This is a genomic window from Paraburkholderia sp. J12, assembly GCF_905220215.1.
Lineage (GTDB): Bacteria > Pseudomonadota > Gammaproteobacteria > Burkholderiales > Burkholderiaceae > Paraburkholderia.
The window spans coordinates 120,331-135,723 of record NZ_CAJMZC010000013.1 but is presented as its reverse complement, the minus strand read 5'-3'; the positions used below and the strand labels follow the sequence as shown (position 1 = coordinate 135,723).

At 65.9% G+C, this 15,393-nt stretch carries 15 protein-coding genes; 7 read left to right on the top strand and 8 right to left on the bottom strand.

What is annotated here, in order from left to right; translation table 11 throughout:
- Positions 1-50: 50 nt before the first annotated feature.
- From U5760_RS24770 to U5760_RS24735, 8 genes are all read right to left on the bottom strand, one after another.
- Complete coding sequence (locus U5760_RS24770) at positions 51-1,280, bottom strand: Fic family protein (protein WP_322014951.1); 1,230 nt, start codon at positions 1,278-1,280, stop codon at positions 51-53.
- A 201-nt stretch (positions 1,281-1,481) separates the two neighbouring features.
- Positions 1,482-2,525 carry an L-threonylcarbamoyladenylate synthase gene (locus U5760_RS24765; RefSeq protein ID WP_322014950.1) on the bottom strand — a complete coding sequence of 348 codons (1,044 nt, stop codon included), beginning with the start codon at positions 2,523-2,525 and terminating at the stop codon, positions 1,482-1,484.
- Between the two features lie 12 nt (positions 2,526-2,537).
- Positions 2,538-3,755 carry a 5-(carboxyamino)imidazole ribonucleotide synthase gene (locus U5760_RS24760; protein ID WP_322014949.1) on the bottom strand — a complete coding sequence of 406 codons (1,218 nt, stop codon included), beginning with the start codon at positions 3,753-3,755 and terminating at the stop codon, positions 2,538-2,540.
- A 176-nt stretch (positions 3,756-3,931) separates the two neighbouring features.
- Entirely contained in the window at positions 3,932-4,450 is a 519-nt protein-coding gene (purE, locus tag U5760_RS24755) for a 5-(carboxyamino)imidazole ribonucleotide mutase (RefSeq protein WP_322014948.1), read from the bottom strand.
- 89 nt (positions 4,451-4,539) lie between these two features.
- The gene (locus tag U5760_RS24750; RefSeq protein WP_322014947.1) at positions 4,540-5,430 is read right to left on the bottom strand and encodes a phosphoribosylaminoimidazolesuccinocarboxamide synthase; all 891 of its coding nucleotides are present in this window, start codon (positions 5,428-5,430) and stop codon (positions 4,540-4,542) included.
- A gap of 166 nt (positions 5,431-5,596) precedes the next feature.
- Complete coding sequence (gene fba / locus U5760_RS24745; protein WP_322014946.1) at positions 5,597-6,661, bottom strand: class II fructose-bisphosphate aldolase; 1,065 nt, start codon at positions 6,659-6,661, stop codon at positions 5,597-5,599.
- A 474-nt stretch (positions 6,662-7,135) separates the two neighbouring features.
- On the bottom strand, positions 7,136-8,572 hold the full coding sequence (pyk, locus tag U5760_RS24740; RefSeq protein ID WP_415914171.1) for a pyruvate kinase: 1,437 nt from the start codon (positions 8,570-8,572) through the stop codon (positions 7,136-7,138).
- Between the two features lie 444 nt (positions 8,573-9,016).
- Positions 9,017-10,216, bottom strand: coding sequence for a phosphoglycerate kinase (locus tag U5760_RS24735; RefSeq protein ID WP_322014945.1), 1,200 nt, complete (start codon positions 10,214-10,216; stop codon positions 9,017-9,019).
- Between the two features lie 512 nt (positions 10,217-10,728).
- Between U5760_RS24735 and U5760_RS24730 the strand changes: the two genes are divergently transcribed.
- From U5760_RS24730 to U5760_RS24700, 7 genes are all read left to right on the top strand, one after another.
- Positions 10,729-10,923, top strand: coding sequence for a zinc-finger domain-containing protein (locus tag U5760_RS24730; protein ID WP_322014944.1), 195 nt, complete (start codon positions 10,729-10,731; stop codon positions 10,921-10,923).
- Between the two features lie 259 nt (positions 10,924-11,182).
- A complete protein-coding gene (waaF, locus tag U5760_RS24725) occupies positions 11,183-12,208 on the top strand; it encodes a lipopolysaccharide heptosyltransferase II (RefSeq protein WP_322014943.1) in 1,026 nt (341 codons plus the stop codon).
- A gap of 73 nt (positions 12,209-12,281) precedes the next feature.
- Positions 12,282-12,728, top strand: coding sequence for a nuclear transport factor 2 family protein (locus tag U5760_RS24720; protein ID WP_322014942.1), 447 nt, complete (start codon positions 12,282-12,284; stop codon positions 12,726-12,728).
- Between the two features lie 41 nt (positions 12,729-12,769).
- Positions 12,770-13,825, top strand: a complete 1,056-nt coding sequence (locus U5760_RS24715) for a YheT family hydrolase (RefSeq protein ID WP_322014941.1) — start codon at positions 12,770-12,772, stop codon at positions 13,823-13,825.
- A complete protein-coding gene (locus tag U5760_RS24710; RefSeq protein WP_322014939.1) occupies positions 13,818-14,423 on the top strand; it encodes a DUF2946 family protein in 606 nt (201 codons plus the stop codon). The genes U5760_RS24715 and U5760_RS24710 overlap by 8 nt, the downstream gene beginning before the upstream one ends.
- Positions 14,424-14,489: 66 nt before the next feature.
- Positions 14,490-14,969, top strand: a complete 480-nt coding sequence (gene moaC, locus U5760_RS24705; protein WP_322014938.1) for a cyclic pyranopterin monophosphate synthase MoaC — start codon at positions 14,490-14,492, stop codon at positions 14,967-14,969.
- A gap of 37 nt (positions 14,970-15,006) precedes the next feature.
- Positions 15,007-15,357, top strand: coding sequence for a nucleotide pyrophosphohydrolase (locus U5760_RS24700; protein WP_322014937.1), 351 nt, complete (start codon positions 15,007-15,009; stop codon positions 15,355-15,357).
- Positions 15,358-15,393: the final 36 nt, after the last annotated feature.

Sequence of the window (15,393 nt, the reverse complement as noted above, 5' to 3'; positions counted from 1 at the left end):
CGTGGGGTGTTTTTTATTCGGGAGCTGGAAATCCGGATTCGTGTTGAAACTCAGACGACGGACGATTCCGCCTCTGGCCAAAGCCGCGGAAACAGCCAGCGAAAAAGGGAAATCGGCAGCGCGAGTTCCACCGGACCGCGCGGACTGCGCGAAGTCAGGATACCTGTCTTCAGGAGATCCGCCAGCACGCGATCGGCCGTGCGATCGGCAAACCCGGTCATGGCCTTGAACTGGGCCCGCTCCATCGACTCCACCGTCCCGAGGATAGCTAGCGGAAACGCAGCGCCCGGACGAAGGTAACGGGTTTCCGGCAATTGCCCTAACGCAGCAAGCATCTGGGCAAGACGCGTTTCGAACGCGACGAGATCGAGCATGCTGCCCATGAATGTGATCTGGTCTATGCAAACGTTCAGGAAATATTCGAGAAACGTAACGAGCCCAGACTCGGAGAGGTTGCCCCGGCCATCGAGATCACCCTTGCGCGGCTGATCTGCCGCAATCAGTGCTTCGTAGTACTGCGGCTGCGAGCGGGCAAATCCACGCATGGGCGACCAGAGCCCATGTGTGAGCCCGAGCGACGCCAGACCGATATGCGTGTGCAAGCGTGCCGTACGGCCGTTTCCATCGAGGAATGGATGGATCCACGCCAGGCGATGATGCGCCGCGCCAAGCGCGATCAACGCTGTTTCGCCCGCCCGCGCATGGCGATAGCCGTTGTGCCATGCATCCAGGAACGCCGGAATCGAAGCGGGATCGGGCGAGATATGCCGCCCCACCTGCACACCGCCGGTACGCCATTCGCCCGCCAGAACCTGCGCCACCTTACCGTCACCCTCTTGCTGAAAGAGGTCATCCGGTTGCAATTGATCGTGCAAATGACGATGGATCGCCCGTACGGTATCCGCTTCGAAAAATGTGCCGGCATCGAAGGATGCCCAGGCTGTTTCGCTCCAGCGCTCGGTCTCGATATGCGCGAGGGCAATACGTTGACGGCGGGCTTCATCGGGCTTGCCGGAGAAGTCCTGCTGCATGGCACGCTCGATTAGCAGCGGCTCGGTATGCTGGCCTTCGATCTTGTTCGTGTAATACGAGTTCATCGGCCGCAACGCTTCGCGCAACAGGGTGCGCAGCCTTGGCATCCCATGCGCCGCAAGGTCGCCGGCCCCAGCGATCACCTGGGCAGCAAGGACACGCAGCCCGTCGAGCTTATGCTCGCCTGGCAGGAGTGGCTGCATCTGGTGAGGACTGTCGTAGGGATAACGACGGGTAGGCTGCGTCATGAAATCCGGAGGCCGCAGCTTGCAGGCATATCAAGTTGTGGCGACTATTTTTCTCTGAATAGAACAGCAATCTATCACAAAAAAATGATCCATAACAATCACTTACCAATAATCAAGAAAAATATGGCGATTACGATGGCGACTCTACTGGCGACTAGGGAAAACATCCAGGCCGGGCTCGCAAACACCGCCGCAGTCCCCCTACTCCTGCGCCTCGAACGCCGCCGCTGCCCGTCCAAGCCGGTCGTTCACGGCAATCCATTCGATCGTCTCCGGCAGTTTTTCGATGAGGATGCGCGCGACATTCGCGCGATCGAGTGCGCGCAGCAAGCCATAAAGCTCGCGCGCATAGGCTTGGGGATCCTCAGGCGCGGCAACGAAATGCACACCGGGCGCGCTCGCCCATGCCCCTGCTCGCGAAGCGCGTGCCACCAGCGCCACCGCCTCGCCCTGCGAAGCGGCTGCCGCAAGCATCGGCTCCAGCGCTTCGAACGGCAGCAGCGCGAGCGGCGTGCGCGGCGCATAGTGCGCCTTCAGCGTGCCGGAGGCGCGCGGCGCCGTGGCATCCGACCCGTCGGGCAAGCGCGGCGCCTCGCCCAGCACCTGCGCGATATCGTGCGGCGTGATATGCCCCGGCCGCAGCAGCGCCGGAAAGCCGCGCGAGAGGTCGAGTATGGTCGATTCGATGCCGACGTCGCTTGCGCCACCGTCGAGCACATGCACGGCCGCGCCGAACTCGTCGCGCACGTGCTGCGCCGTGGTGGGGCTCACATGGCCGAAGCGGTTCGCCGAAGGCGCCGCCACGCCGCCATGACCGCCCCGACGCTTCGAAAACGCCGCGAGCAGTTGCTGCGCCACCGGATGCGACGGGCAGCGCAGGCCCACGGAGTCCTGCCCTCCGCTCACGGCGTCGGGTATGCGCGGATGACGCTTCACGATCAGCGTAAGCGGGCCGGGCCAGAATGCCGCGACGAGTTTGCGCGCCGCTTCGGGCCACTCGGCGGCCCAATACTCGGGGTCGCCGTCCGGCGGCAGATGCACGATCACCGGATGGTTGGCCGGCCGCCCCTTCGCCGCGTAGATGCGCGCGACGGCGTCGGGATTGGCGGCGTCGCCGCCGAGGCCGTAGACGGTCTCGGTCGGAAAAGCGACGAGCTCACCCGCATCGAGCAGCGCGGCGGCGGCGTCGATCTCGGCATCGCTCAAGGGCAGCGAGGCAGCGGAATGTTGCGGCTGATCGGTCATGACGCCCCGCTTTCAGCTCGTGACGATGTGCAGGAGGCGCGCGCAATCGCGTGCCGCCGTGCGGGCTTCGTCGAGCGTCGGCGCCGTGAAGTTCACGTGGCCCATCTTGCGGCCCGGGCGGGCGTCTTCCTTGCCGTACAGATGCAGGCGCGCGGCCGGCATGGCGGCCACCTGGTCCCACGGCGGCGTGACGGGCGCCGCGCCTTTCTGGGCTTTGGCCTCGCCGGCACCGGCCGGAAACCACACGTCGCCGAGAATATTGAGCATCACGGCCGGCGAGTGCTGGCGCGGATCGCCCAGCGGCATGGCCGTCATCGCGCGCACCTGCTGCTCGAACTGGCTCGTCGCGCACGCATCGGTCGTGTAGTGACCCGAGTTGTGCGGGCGCGGCGCCATTTCGTTGGCGACGAGCGAGCCGTCTTCGAGGATAAAGAATTCGACGCACAGCACGCCCACATAGCCGAGCTTCGCCGCGATCTGCAGCGCCGCCTGCTGGGCCTGCTGCACGAGCGCCGGGCTCGCATCGGGAGCCGGGACGATGGTGTGCGACAGCACGCCGTTGCGGTGCGTGTTCTGCGCGAGCGGGTACACCGCGCTCGCGCCACGGGCGCCGCGCGCGATCAGCGCGCTCACCTCGAACTTCAGCGGCAGGCGCTTTTCCAGCACGCACGGCACGCCGCCGAGCGCAGCGTGTGCTTCGCGCACTTCGTCGACATTGCCCACCCGCACCTGGCCCTTGCCGTCGTAGCCGAGGCGCGCAGTCTTGAGGATGCCGGGCAGCACGGCGGCGAGCGCGGCATCGTCGATGCCGGCAAGCGCCTGCGACGACTCGATCACCACGTGCGGCGCCACCGGCACGCCGGCCGAGGCGATAAAGCGCTTCTCGGCGATGCGGTCCTGCGCCACGGCCACGCAGCGTCCGGCCGGGCTCACGAAGGTCGATTTCGCGAGGAAATCGAGGCTTGCCGCGGGCACGTTCTCGAATTCGGTGGAGACCGCCGCACACAGGCGCGAGAGTTCGGTCAGCGCGGCTTCGTCTTCGTAGGCTGCGCGCAGATGGCGGTCCGCGACGGTGCCCGCGGGGCTCGCGGGATCGGGATCGAGCACGGCAACGCGATAGCCCATCGCCTGGGCCGCGAAGCAGAACATGCGGCCGAGCTGGCCGCCACCCACCATGCCCAGCCAGGCGCCGGGCAGGATCGGTGAAACCGGGGTGTTGTCAGGATTCATTTGAGCCTCCGCCGGGCCGCCAGGGAAGCGCGCCGGGCGAGCGTGGGGTTCTTGTCAGTTCAAAGGTCGGTCACGGCTGGCCGCGCAGCAGGGCGCAGCGTGGACAGGCCGGGGGCAACGCAGCGCTACAACGTCGAGGCGGCACGGCGAAATCGCGGCCGCCCCGACGGCGACGCTTACAGCGCCGGCAACACCATCGCGTGCGCGGCTTCGTTCTGGCGCACGCGGAATGCAGCCAGCTTGTTCGCATACTCGACGTCGGTGCCGCTCAGGATCGAGACGGCGAAGAGCGCCGCATTGGCCGCGCCCGCCTCGCCGATGGCGAAGGTCGCAACCGGCACGCCCTTGGGCATCTGCACGATCGAATGCAGCGAATCCACGCCCTTCAGGTACTTGCTCGCGACCGGCACGCCCAGCACGGGCACCGTGGTCTTGGCCGCCAGCATGCCCGGCAGGTGCGCCGCGCCGCCCGCACCCGCGATGATCGCGCGCAGGCCGCGTTCGCGGGCCTTTTCCGCGTACTCGAACATTTCGTCGGGCATGCGGTGCGCCGAGACCACCTTCGCCTCGTACGCGAGCCCGAACTCCTGGAGGATCGCGACCGCGTGCTTCATCGTTTCCCAGTCGGAGCTGGAGCCCATCAGCACGCCGACGAGCGGCGCCGCGTGCTGGTGAGCCGTCTGTACTTCACTCATGTGCTTCCTTTCCTGCCTTGATGTGGGCCGTGCGCGCCGTTACGCCGGCCGCATTGAGCCAGCCGCGTCAAGCCAACCCGCGTTCCGCGTTAAGCCAGCTTCTGGCCGGTGAGGCGCTCGAGCGCCTCCTGATACTTCGCCGAGGTCTTCTCGACCACTTCGTCGGGCAGCTTCGGCGCCGGCGGCTCTTTCTTCCAGTCCTGGGTTTCGAGCCAGTCGCGCACGAACTGCTTGTCGAACGACGGCGGGTTCGAGCCCACCTGGTACTGATCGGCCGGCCAGAAGCGCGACGAGTCGGCCGTGAGCGCCTCGTCCATCAGATAGAGCTGGCCGTGGTTGTCGAGACCGAATTCGAACTTCGTGTCGGCGATGATGATGCCGCGCGTGGCGGCATAGTCGGCCGCTTCCTGGTACAGCTTGATCGAAATCTCTTTGATGGTGCGCGAGAGCTCGGTGCCGATGCGGCGCTCCATCTCTTCGTAGGTGATGTTCTCGTCGTGGTGACCCATTTCGGCCTTGGCCGCCGGCGTGAAGATCGGCTCGGGCAGCTTCTGCGCATTCTGCAGGCCCGGCGGCAGCTCGACGCCGCACACGGCGCCGCTCGCCTGGTAGTCCTTCCAGCCACTGCCGGCCAGATAGCCGCGCACCACGGCTTCCACGAGGATCGGCTCGAGACGCTTCACCACCACCGCGCGGCCCTTCACCTGCTCCACTTCGTCCGGCGCCACGACCGTCTCGGGCGCGATACCCGTGAGGTGGTTCGGCACGACGTGCTTGAGCTTTTCGAACCAGAAGTCGGCCATCTGGTTGAGCACCTGGCCCTTCCCCGGAATCGGCTCGCCCATGATCACGTCGAACGCCGAAAGGCGGTCGGTGGTGACGATCAGCAGCTTGTCGTTGCCCACGGCATAGTTGTCGCGGACCTTGCCGCGGCCGAGAAGCGGCAGCGAGCGGAGCGTGGATTCGTAGAGGGTAGACATCGTCGTGATTCGCTATGAAAGCTATGAAAGCGTGGCGGGACCGGCATGAAAACCGGACCAATAGGGTAAATCAAAGGGTAAATCAAAAAGCCTGTCGCCGTTTCCCCAACTGGCGGAAACGGCGACGATCCTGCATGGGCGGCTAAGCGGAGTTCCCGCTCGCCGGTTAGCGAACGATCTGCGCGAGCTCGCCCGACTTGTACTTCTCAGCGATCTTGTCCAGCGACACCGGCTTGATCTTGCCCGCCTGGCCTTCGCAGCCGAACGCCAGATAACGGTCCACGCACACCTTCTTCGCGGCTTCGCGAGCCGGCTTCAGGTAGTCGCGCGGATCGAACTTCGACGGGTTCTGGTACATGGAGCGGCGAATCGCGCCGGTAATGGCCAGACGCAGGTCCGTGTCGATGTTGATCTTGCGCACGCCGTGGCGGATGCCTTCCTGGATCTCCTCCACCGGCACGCCGTAGGTTTCCTTCATGTCCCCGCCGAATTCGCGGATTTCCGCGAGCAGCTCCTGCGGCACCGACGACGAACCATGCATCACGAGGTGCGTATTCGGAATGCGCGCGTGGATTTCCTTGATGCGCTGGATCGACAGGATGTCGCCCGTCGGCTTCTTCGAAAACTTGTACGCGCCGTGCGAGGTGCCGATGGCGATCGCCAGCGCGTCGCACTGCGTGAGCTTCACGAAATCGGCGGCCTGCTCCGGATCGGTCAGGAGCTGCTCGCGCGTCATGGTGCCTTCGGCGCCGTGACCGTCTTCCTTGTCGCCCTTCATCGTTTCCAGCGAACCGAGCACACCCAGTTCCGCTTCCACCGTCACGCCGATCGAATGCGCCATTTCGACGACCTTGCGCGAGACTTCGACGTTGTATTCGTACGATGCCACCGTCTTGCCGTCGGCTTCGAGCGATCCGTCCATCATGACGCTGGTGAATCCGCTGCGAATCGCCGCCATGCAGACCGCCGGCGACTGGCCGTGGTCCTGGTGCATCACGACCGGGATATGCGGATACGACTCCACTGCCGCTTCGATCAGGTGGCGCAGAAACGGCTCGCCCGCATATTTGCGCGCACCCGCCGACGCCTGCATGATCACCGGCGCGCCGACCTGGTTGGCAGCTTCCATGATGGCCTGCACCTGTTCCAGGTTGTTCACGTTGAACGCCGGCAAGCCATAGCCGTGTTCAGCCGCGTGGTCGAGCAATTGACGCATTGAAACGAGAGGCATTGTGCTACTCCTTTGATATGAAACGAAATCCTGCGTTTCGCCGGCCATCTGACGCGGCCGGTCGAGGGCAGCCTGGCGGCCGCCGCCCGCGTGACAAGTTGCGGGCTCAATTTCGGGATTTTATCGCGAAGCGGCACCGTTCCCGGGACCTTCCGCGTAATTGGCACGAAAATGGCGTGTCGGTGTCGCAAACGCGTGTCACAAACGCGTCAGAAACGGCACGCAGGTGCAAAAGAGATTGACAGCTTGCACGCGGCGCTTCGCGGAACCCGGCGGCATTGGAGACGAAAAAGCGCTCAAGCGTGCCGAACGTCGTGCAAATGGTGCTCAACTGGCGCTCAGATAGCACCCTCCTGAATCCAGTCCGATACCAATGTGACACCGGCCTGGCACCAGCTCCGGCAAAGGAGGCGCTTCCCCCGCCCGCCCCGTTGTGCACAGATCGGGCAGGAAGAAGCGTTGAGGACTGCGTCGTTACAGCACGTCGCCCACGCGGACGATCTTGAGCGTATTGGTGCCGCCGGGCTGGCCCATCGGCTCGCCCACGGTCAGGACGACCATGTCGCCGTGCGACGCGTAGCCCTTGCTCACCACCACTTCGATCGCCTGCTGGAGCGCCGTGTCGCGGTCGCTGCTCGTGTCCAGATGCAGCGGCGTGACATTGCGGTAGAGCGACATCGCGCGCTCGCTGCCCTGACGCGGCGTGAGCGCGAAGATCGGCACGTGGGTCCAGTGACGCGACATCCACAGCGCCGTCGAACCCGACTCCGTCAAGGCGACGATCGCCTTGGCGCCCAGGTGATAAGCCGTGAAGAGCGCGCCCATGGCGATCGACTGGTCGATGCGCGTGAAGGTGCGGTCGAGGAAATCCTTGTCGAGCTCGCTTTGCTCCGACTTCTCGGCTTCGAGGCAGATCGCGGCCATCGCTTCGATGGTCTGCACCGGGTACTTGCCCGCTGCCGATTCGGCCGAGAGCATCACGGCGTCGGTGCCGTCGAGCACGGCGTTGGCGACGTCCGAGACTTCCGCGCGCGTCGGCACGGGTGCGTGGATCATCGACTCCATCATCTGCGTGGCCGTGATGACGAGCTTGTTCGACTCGCGCGCCATGCGGATCATGCGCTTTTGCAGCGCCGGCACCGCGGCGTTGCCCACTTCCACGGCCAGGTCGCCGCGCGCGACCATGATGCCGTCCGACGAATCGAGGATTTCCTGCAGCGCCGGAATCGCCTCGGCGCGCTCGATCTTCGCGATCATCTTGGGCTTGATGCCGTACGGCGCGCCCGCGATATTCGCGAGCTGGCGCGCCATTTCCATGTCGGTGGCGTTCTTCGGGAACGACACGGCCACGAAGTCCACGCCGAGCGACATCGCCGTGCGGATGTCCTCCATGTCCTTCGCGGTCAGCGCGGGTGCCGTGAGGCCGCCGCCCTGGCGGTTGATGCCCTTGTTGTTCGACAGGTCGCCGCCGATCTTCACGGTCGTATGAATCTCGCTGCCGATCACGCGCGTGACGTCGAGCACGATCAGGCCGTCGTTGAGCAGCAGCACGTCGCCCGGCTTCAGGTCGCGCGGCAGGTCTTTGTAGTCGAGGCCCACGCGCTCGTCGTTGCCGAGTTCGCATTCGGCGTCGAGGATGAAGGGCTGGCCCGGCTCGAGCGTGGTCTTGCCGTTCTCGAACTTGCCGACACGAATCTTCGGGCCTTGCAGATCGGCCATGATCGCGACTTCGCGACCGGCCCTGCGGGCGCATTCCCGTACGGTTTCGGCACGCTGGCGGTGGTCGTCCGCCGTGCCGTGCGAGAAGTTAAGGCGCACCACGTCCAGTCCCGCTTGAATCATCTTCTGCAGGACGTCCGGCGTGCTGGATGCCGGACCGATGGTGGCGACAATCTTGGTGGCGCGATGCATGAATCTCCTCGTCTGGAAAGGATCGCTGGAAGAAGCGTTGCTGCGAGACGGGCTGGCCGGCGCATCCGCACGTGCGGTATGGCCGGAACGCGCGCCGGTGAGTCCCGGCGTCGCTTTGTGTGACGGCGCCGCGGGGGCGTTCGCCGTCGGGGCGGCAGGCGCGGGGGTCGCCGGCGCGCCATCGCGCGCCGCGCCTCCGGCTGCCGCCGGGGATGCTGCGTCCGCCAGCACCGCCACCGGCGCTTCGGACGGTGCCGCGCCGGCGAGCGCCGGCACAGCGGGTGTTTCATGCGTGGCGTCCGGTCCGGGCGCATCCTGTGCGCCAGCCACCGTCGTCACCGTGCCCAGGGGCGCCTCGCGCCCCGCTGCGGACACCGCGCGCGCTGCACCGCGCGCACGGGCCGTCTTTGCGGCTGCCTTTGCCGCCGGGGCGCGCGGCGCCACTTAACCAGCCGCCCGCGTTTCGAGCACTTCCACGGCCGGCAGCGTCTTGCCTTCGAGGAATTCGAGGAAGGCGCCGCCGCCCGTCGAGATATAGCTGACCTTGTCCTGAATACCGTACTTCGCGATGGCCGCGAGCGTGTCGCCGCCGCCGGCGATCGAGAACGCACCCGAGTTGGCGATCGCATCCGCGAGCGTCTTCGTGCCGTTGCCGAACTGGTCGAACTCGAACACGCCCACCGGGCCGTTCCACACGATCGTGCCGGCCTGCGCCAGTTGCGAGGCGAGGGCCTTCGCGGTCTGCGGGCCGATGTCGAGGATCAGGTCGTCGTCGGCGACGTCGGCCACGGCCTTGATTTCGGCCCTGGCGGTCGGCGAGAACGCCTTTGCGGTCACGACGTCGCTCGGAATGGGCACCGAGGCGCCGCGTGCGCGCGCCGCTTCGATGATCGTCTTCGCTTCGTCCACGAGGTCGGCTTCGGCGAGCGACTTGCCGATCTTCAGGCCTGCCGCCAGCATGAACGTATTGGCAATGCCGCCGCCGACGATCAACTGGTCCACCTTCTCGGCCAGCGACTTGAGGATCGTGAGCTTGGTCGACACCTTCGAGCCCGCGACGATCGCCACGAGCGGGCGCTTCGGCGCGCCGAGCGCCTTGCCGAGCGCGTCGAGTTCGGCCGCGAGCAGCGGGCCCGCGCAGGCGATGGGCGCGTACTTCGCGATGCCGTAGGTGGTGGCTTCGGCGCGGTGCGCCGTGCCGAATGCGTCGTTCACGTAGATGTCGCACAGCTGCGCCATCTTCTGGGCGAGCTCGTCCGAATTCTTCTTTTCGCCCTTGTTGACGCGGCAGTTTTCGAGCAGGACCACCTCGCCCGGCGCGACGTTCACGCCGTTCTCGACCCAGTTCGCGACGAGCGGCACGTCGCGGCCGAGCAGTTCCGCAAGACGCTTCGCGACGGGCGCGAGCGAGTCTTCCGGCTTGAACTCGCCTTCGGTCGGACGGCCGAGGTGCGACGTGACCATGACGGCGGCACCCGCGTCGAGCGCGGCGCGGATGGCCGGCACGGAGGCCCGCACGCGGGTGTCTTCGGTGATGTTGCCGTGATCGTCCTGCGGCACGTTCAGGTCGGCGCGGATGAACACCCGCTTGCCCTTGAGTTTGCCTTCGGAGATCAGATCGGAGAGACGCAGAACCTTGTTCATGGACTTGACTGTGCGTGATGGTGGGAAGGCGTTGGCAAAGCGATGCGAAGCGGCACTTCGGGGCTCGGGCGGCACGGCGCGGGATCCGGTCTGACACTGTCTCGGGTCGCGGCTCGTTACCCAGCTCGTTACCCGACAGACTCCGGCATCGAATTGCGAGATCGGTATTTTAGCCGATAGCCAGGTCGATCAGAGACGGCCTCGGGCGAATGTCCCGTATTTGGGCGGCTGCTGCGGGGTTGCGCGATTTTTTTCACGTTTTTGTCGTATTTTTTTACGGGAACCGGAGGAATACGTCCGCCTTGCTTGCATATCGCTTTCAAAAAATGCCGGCTGAGCCCCGGGCAACGCTGGCATAAACCGATTGTGCGATGCAGCAATGCGCGCCCGCGAGCCTCCGTGCCGACGCCAAATGACGCTAAAATGTGCGCTTTGCCGCCGACGGTGACTTGCGCAGTCCACGCGCACCCCGGCCGCGGCTTTACAACACGAGCATTACGAGAATTGTCCTCATGAGCGAAATCAAGGAAATGCCGCTGGTCGAACTCTCGGCCAAGGATCTGCCCGCGTATTGCCCGAATCCGTCGATGCCGCGCTGGAGCAATCATCCGCGCGTCTTTATCGACGTGACGCATGGCGAAGCGCGCTGCCCTTACTGCAGCACGCGCTACAAGCTGCGCGAGGGCGAGGTCGTGCGCGGCCACTGAGCAAGCGCGGCGCCGGTTTTTTTTCGCGCTTCTTGAACGCTTGCTTCATGCTTGTTTCGCGAAAGTGCCGCTTACGCCCGCCCCGTGCCTCTGCCCTTGTTTCGCTTTGCTCCGCCCGCTTGATACACACTTGCTACACGCTTGTCACACGACCGCGGGCGATCGCCGCCAACGCGCCCCTGCGGCGCGTTTCTCCGCTAACCGCGTTCCCGCGCTCAAGGCGCGCGGAACCTTTGCCACTTCCGGACTCTGACACCCGATGCGTCGCGCGCTGGTAATCGCACCGAACTGGATCGGTGACGCACTGATGGCGCAGCCGCTTCTTTCGCGGCTCGTGAAACTGCACCCGCGCATCGTGATCGATGCGCTCGCGCCCACATGGGTTGCGCCCGTACTCGAGCGCATGCCCGAGATTCGCGACGTCTACGCCACCGACCTCGCCCACGGCAAGCTGCAACTGCTGCGCCGCTGGCAACTGGCCGGCGACCTGCGCGAGGTGCGCTACGACGCCGTCTACGTGCTGCCGAACTCGCTCAAGTCCGCGCTGATCCCGTGGCTCGCGAATATTCCGCTGCGTATCGGCTACACCGGCGAAAATCGCTACGGCCTGCTGAACGTGCGTCACGCGAATCCGCCGAAGGACGAGCGGCCGCCCATGGTCCGGCATTACGCCGCGCTCGCGTGGGCGCCCGGCGCCACGGTGCCCGACGATCTGCCGATGCCGCGCCTCGAATCGGATCCCAACGAGGCTTCGCGCGTTTCCGCACGCTTCAATCTCGATACGCGCGTGCCGCTCCTCGTGTTCTGCCCGGGCGCCGAGTACGGTCCCGCCAAGCGCTGGCCGCCCGAGCACTTCGCGGCGCTCGCGCAGATGGTGGGTCAGTCGTTCCCGTACACGCAGATCGTCGCCCTCGGCTCGCCGAAGGATGCACCGCTCGCGCAGGCCATTGCCGAGCGCACCCCGAACGTGCGCAACCTGTGCGGGCAGACCGCGCTCGGCGAAGCCTGCGCGCTGATCTCGCGCGCCAACGCCGTGGTGACCAACGATTCGGGTCTCATGCACGTGGCCGCCGCGCTGCGCCGCCCGCTCGTCGCGCTCTACGGTTCGACGGATCCGCGCCACACCCCGCCCTTGTCGGAACTCGCAAAGGTACAATGGCTTCATCTCGATTGCAGCCCGTGCTTCCAGCGCGAATGCCCGCTCGGGCATCTGAACTGCCTGCGCGAACTGAGCCCGGAGCAGGTCTTCGGCGATCTGCGCGGCATGCTGCTCGGCCAGCGCTAGCGGATGCGCCTCGAAGGGGCGCCGCCAGTCTCGATTCGCCAACCCGCGCCCCGGCGCACCAGATCAACGAGCCATGCCACGTTTTGCCCACATCTTCGAAGCCGCCGCGGATACCCTGAACGCGTATTACCAGGCCGTCGCCGAAGTCAACATCGATAGCTTGATGGGGCTGTGGATCGACGAGGAATTCGTGAGCTGCATCTGCGCGGACGGCTCGCATCTGCACGGCCTGTCGAGCATTCGCAGCGGGCTCTCGGCACAGCTCGAAGCGGCGCCGGTCTCGATCGAGCCGCTCGACATCCGCGTGTACGACAGCCTCGGCACCGTGGTCTATGCCATCGTGGAGGCGCATCGCCCGGTCGATCCGCGCGCCATCCCCGCCATGGTCTTCACGACCTACGTGATGGTTCACGAGCGCGGCGAATGGCGCATCGCCCATATTCACGCGAGCCGCATGCCCGACGAGGCCGCGACGCAGTTTTCCGCCAAGCTGCGCCACGGCCAGGGCGCGCTGCACTGATACGCCCTCTGAGTCATCCAGAGACACCTTTAGGCGCCGTCATGAGCACGACCGGGGACCCATCCGCCGACACGCGAGCGACGGCAGCAGTCATCGAAACCCTCCCACCCACGGCGCGAGGCGCCTACCGTGCGCCCTTCTGGCTGCCCGGCGCGCACGCGCAAACCATCGTCCCTGCCCTCTTCTCGCGTCCGCCGCTGCCTCTTTACCGGCGCGAACGCTGGGACACACCGGACGGCGACTTCATCGAACTCGACTGGGCCGAACCCGCGCCGGGTCAACCGCGTCCCGCACCGGACGCGCCGCTCTTCGTGCTCTTTCACGGCCTGGAAGGCGGCTCGGGCTCGCACTATGCACGGACGATGGCGGGCGCCGCCGTGGCGCTCGGCTGGCACGCGGTCGTACCGCACTTTCGCAGTTGCAGCGGCCCGCTCAACCTGCTGCCGCGCTTCTATCACCTCGCCGATGCCAACGAAGTGAACTGGATGCTGCGCCGCTTCGCCGCGCACCATCGCGGTCCACTCGTGGCGGCGGGCGTCTCGCTCGGCGGTAATGTGCTGCTGCACTGGCTCGCGCAGCAGCGCGAAGATGCAGCGATCGTCTCGGCCGCAGCCGCGATTTCGGCGCCGCTCGATGTCCATGCGGGCGGCAGAATGCTCTCGCATGGCTTCGGCATGGTCTATACGCGCAGCTTCCTCAAGACGCTCAAGATCAAGGCGATGCAGAAGCTCGAACAGTATCCGGGCCTCTTCGATGCGCAAGCCATGCTCGCGAGCCGCACGATGGGCGAATTCGACAACGTCGTCACCGCGCCCCTGCATGGCTTTCGCGACGTGCAGGACTACTGGACCCAGGCGACGATCCGGCCGCTCCTTGGCGAGATCGCCGTGCCGACGCTCGTGCTCAACGCGCGCAACGATCCCTTCCTGCCCGGCCATGCACTGCCCGGCCGTCATGAAGTGAGCGCCGCGGTCGAACTGGAACAGCCCGACCACGGCGGCCATGTCGGCTTCATGACGGGACCGTTTCCCGGCCGTTTCGGCTGGCTCGCTCAGCGCGTGACCCGCTGGCTTTCGGACTTCGTTTCCCATGGATGAACTCGTCAAGCAGGCGCTCGCGCGCTGGCCCAACGTCCCCCATTGCACCGGCTGGCTGAGGCTCGACGCGCGCGGCCACTGGCGCCTGCGCGACGAGACCGACCAGGCCGCCGGCGCCGCGGGTACGGCGATCCGGCACGAGGCGCTGATCGGCTTCATCAACCGCAATTACGAGCGCGATGCGCGCGGCCAGTGGTATTTCCAGAACGGCCCACAGCGGGTGTACGTCGAACTGGAGTACACACCGCTCGTCGTGCGGCTGTCCGCCGATGCGAACGGTGTGCTCGCGTTGGCGGACCAGGCCGGGCAGCCGTTCGTGCCGGCTCAGGTGTGGGTGGATGAAGCGGGATCGGTGCTGTTCGCCGATGCCCAGCCGCCGCGCGTGGCCTTGCTCCACGATCACGACCTCGATCTCTTCACCGATCATGCCGCGCTCGCCGAAGACGGCAGCAGCGGCACTTTCGCGTGGCGCACCGACGCCGTGCTGCCCATCGCGCCGATCCTGCGTGGCGATGTGCCTGCGCGTTTTGCCTTCGTGGCGAGCCCGGAAAAGGCAGCGGCGGCAGAGGCAAACGGCACGGCGCCCAAAGCCGATTAAGCGACTTTCACGCCCGGCGCCCGCCCACCGCGCTGCTATGATGGCAACCGCAACTGAGAGCCCACCATGCCAGAACTGACTCATTTCGATGCGGCCGGCGACGCCCATATGGTCGATGTCGGCGACAAGGCCGAGACCAAACGCATTGCCGTCGCCCGCGGCACCATCCATATGCTGCCCGCCACGTTCGCGCTGATCCGCGACGGCGCGGCGAAGAAAGGCGACGTGATCGGCGTCGCACGCATCGCCGCCATCCAGGGCGCGAAGCGCACCTCGGATCTGATCCCGCTATGCCATCCGCTTGCGATCACGCGCGTAAAGGTGGATTTCGCGCTCGACGAAACGCTGCCCGGCGTTCATTGCACGGCGCAGGTGGAAACCTTCGGCCGCACGGGCGTGGAGATGGAAGCGCTCACCGCCGTACAGGTGGGGCTGCTCACGGTCTACGACATGTGCAAGGCGGTGGATCGCGGCATGACCATCACCGACGTGAAGGTGATGGAGAAACATGGGGGGAAATCCGGAGACTGGGTGGCGCAAGGCTGACGCGCCGCGCACCTTGTCCGCTCGACGGGAAAGGAATATGACGATCGACGAACTGCTCGAACAGGTGCTGGCGTTTCGCGACGAGCGCGACTGGAAGCAGTTCCATACGCTGCGCAACCTGATCGTCTCCACCAGCATCGAGGCCGGGGAACTGCTCGAAACGATCCAGTGGAAAACCGACGCGGAAATCGAAGCCCTGCTCCGCGATCCGGAGCAGCTTCGCGGCCTCCGGCACGAATGCGCCGATGTCTTCCTCTACCTGCTGCTGACCGCCAACACAGCCGGATTCAACCTGCTCGATGCGGCCGCCGAGAAGCTCAAGCTCAATGCCGAACGCTATCCGGCAGACAAGGCACGAGGCAAGGCCACGAAGTACTCCGAACTGTGATCCGGCGATGACTTTGTGAGGTCGACCGCCCGGCAG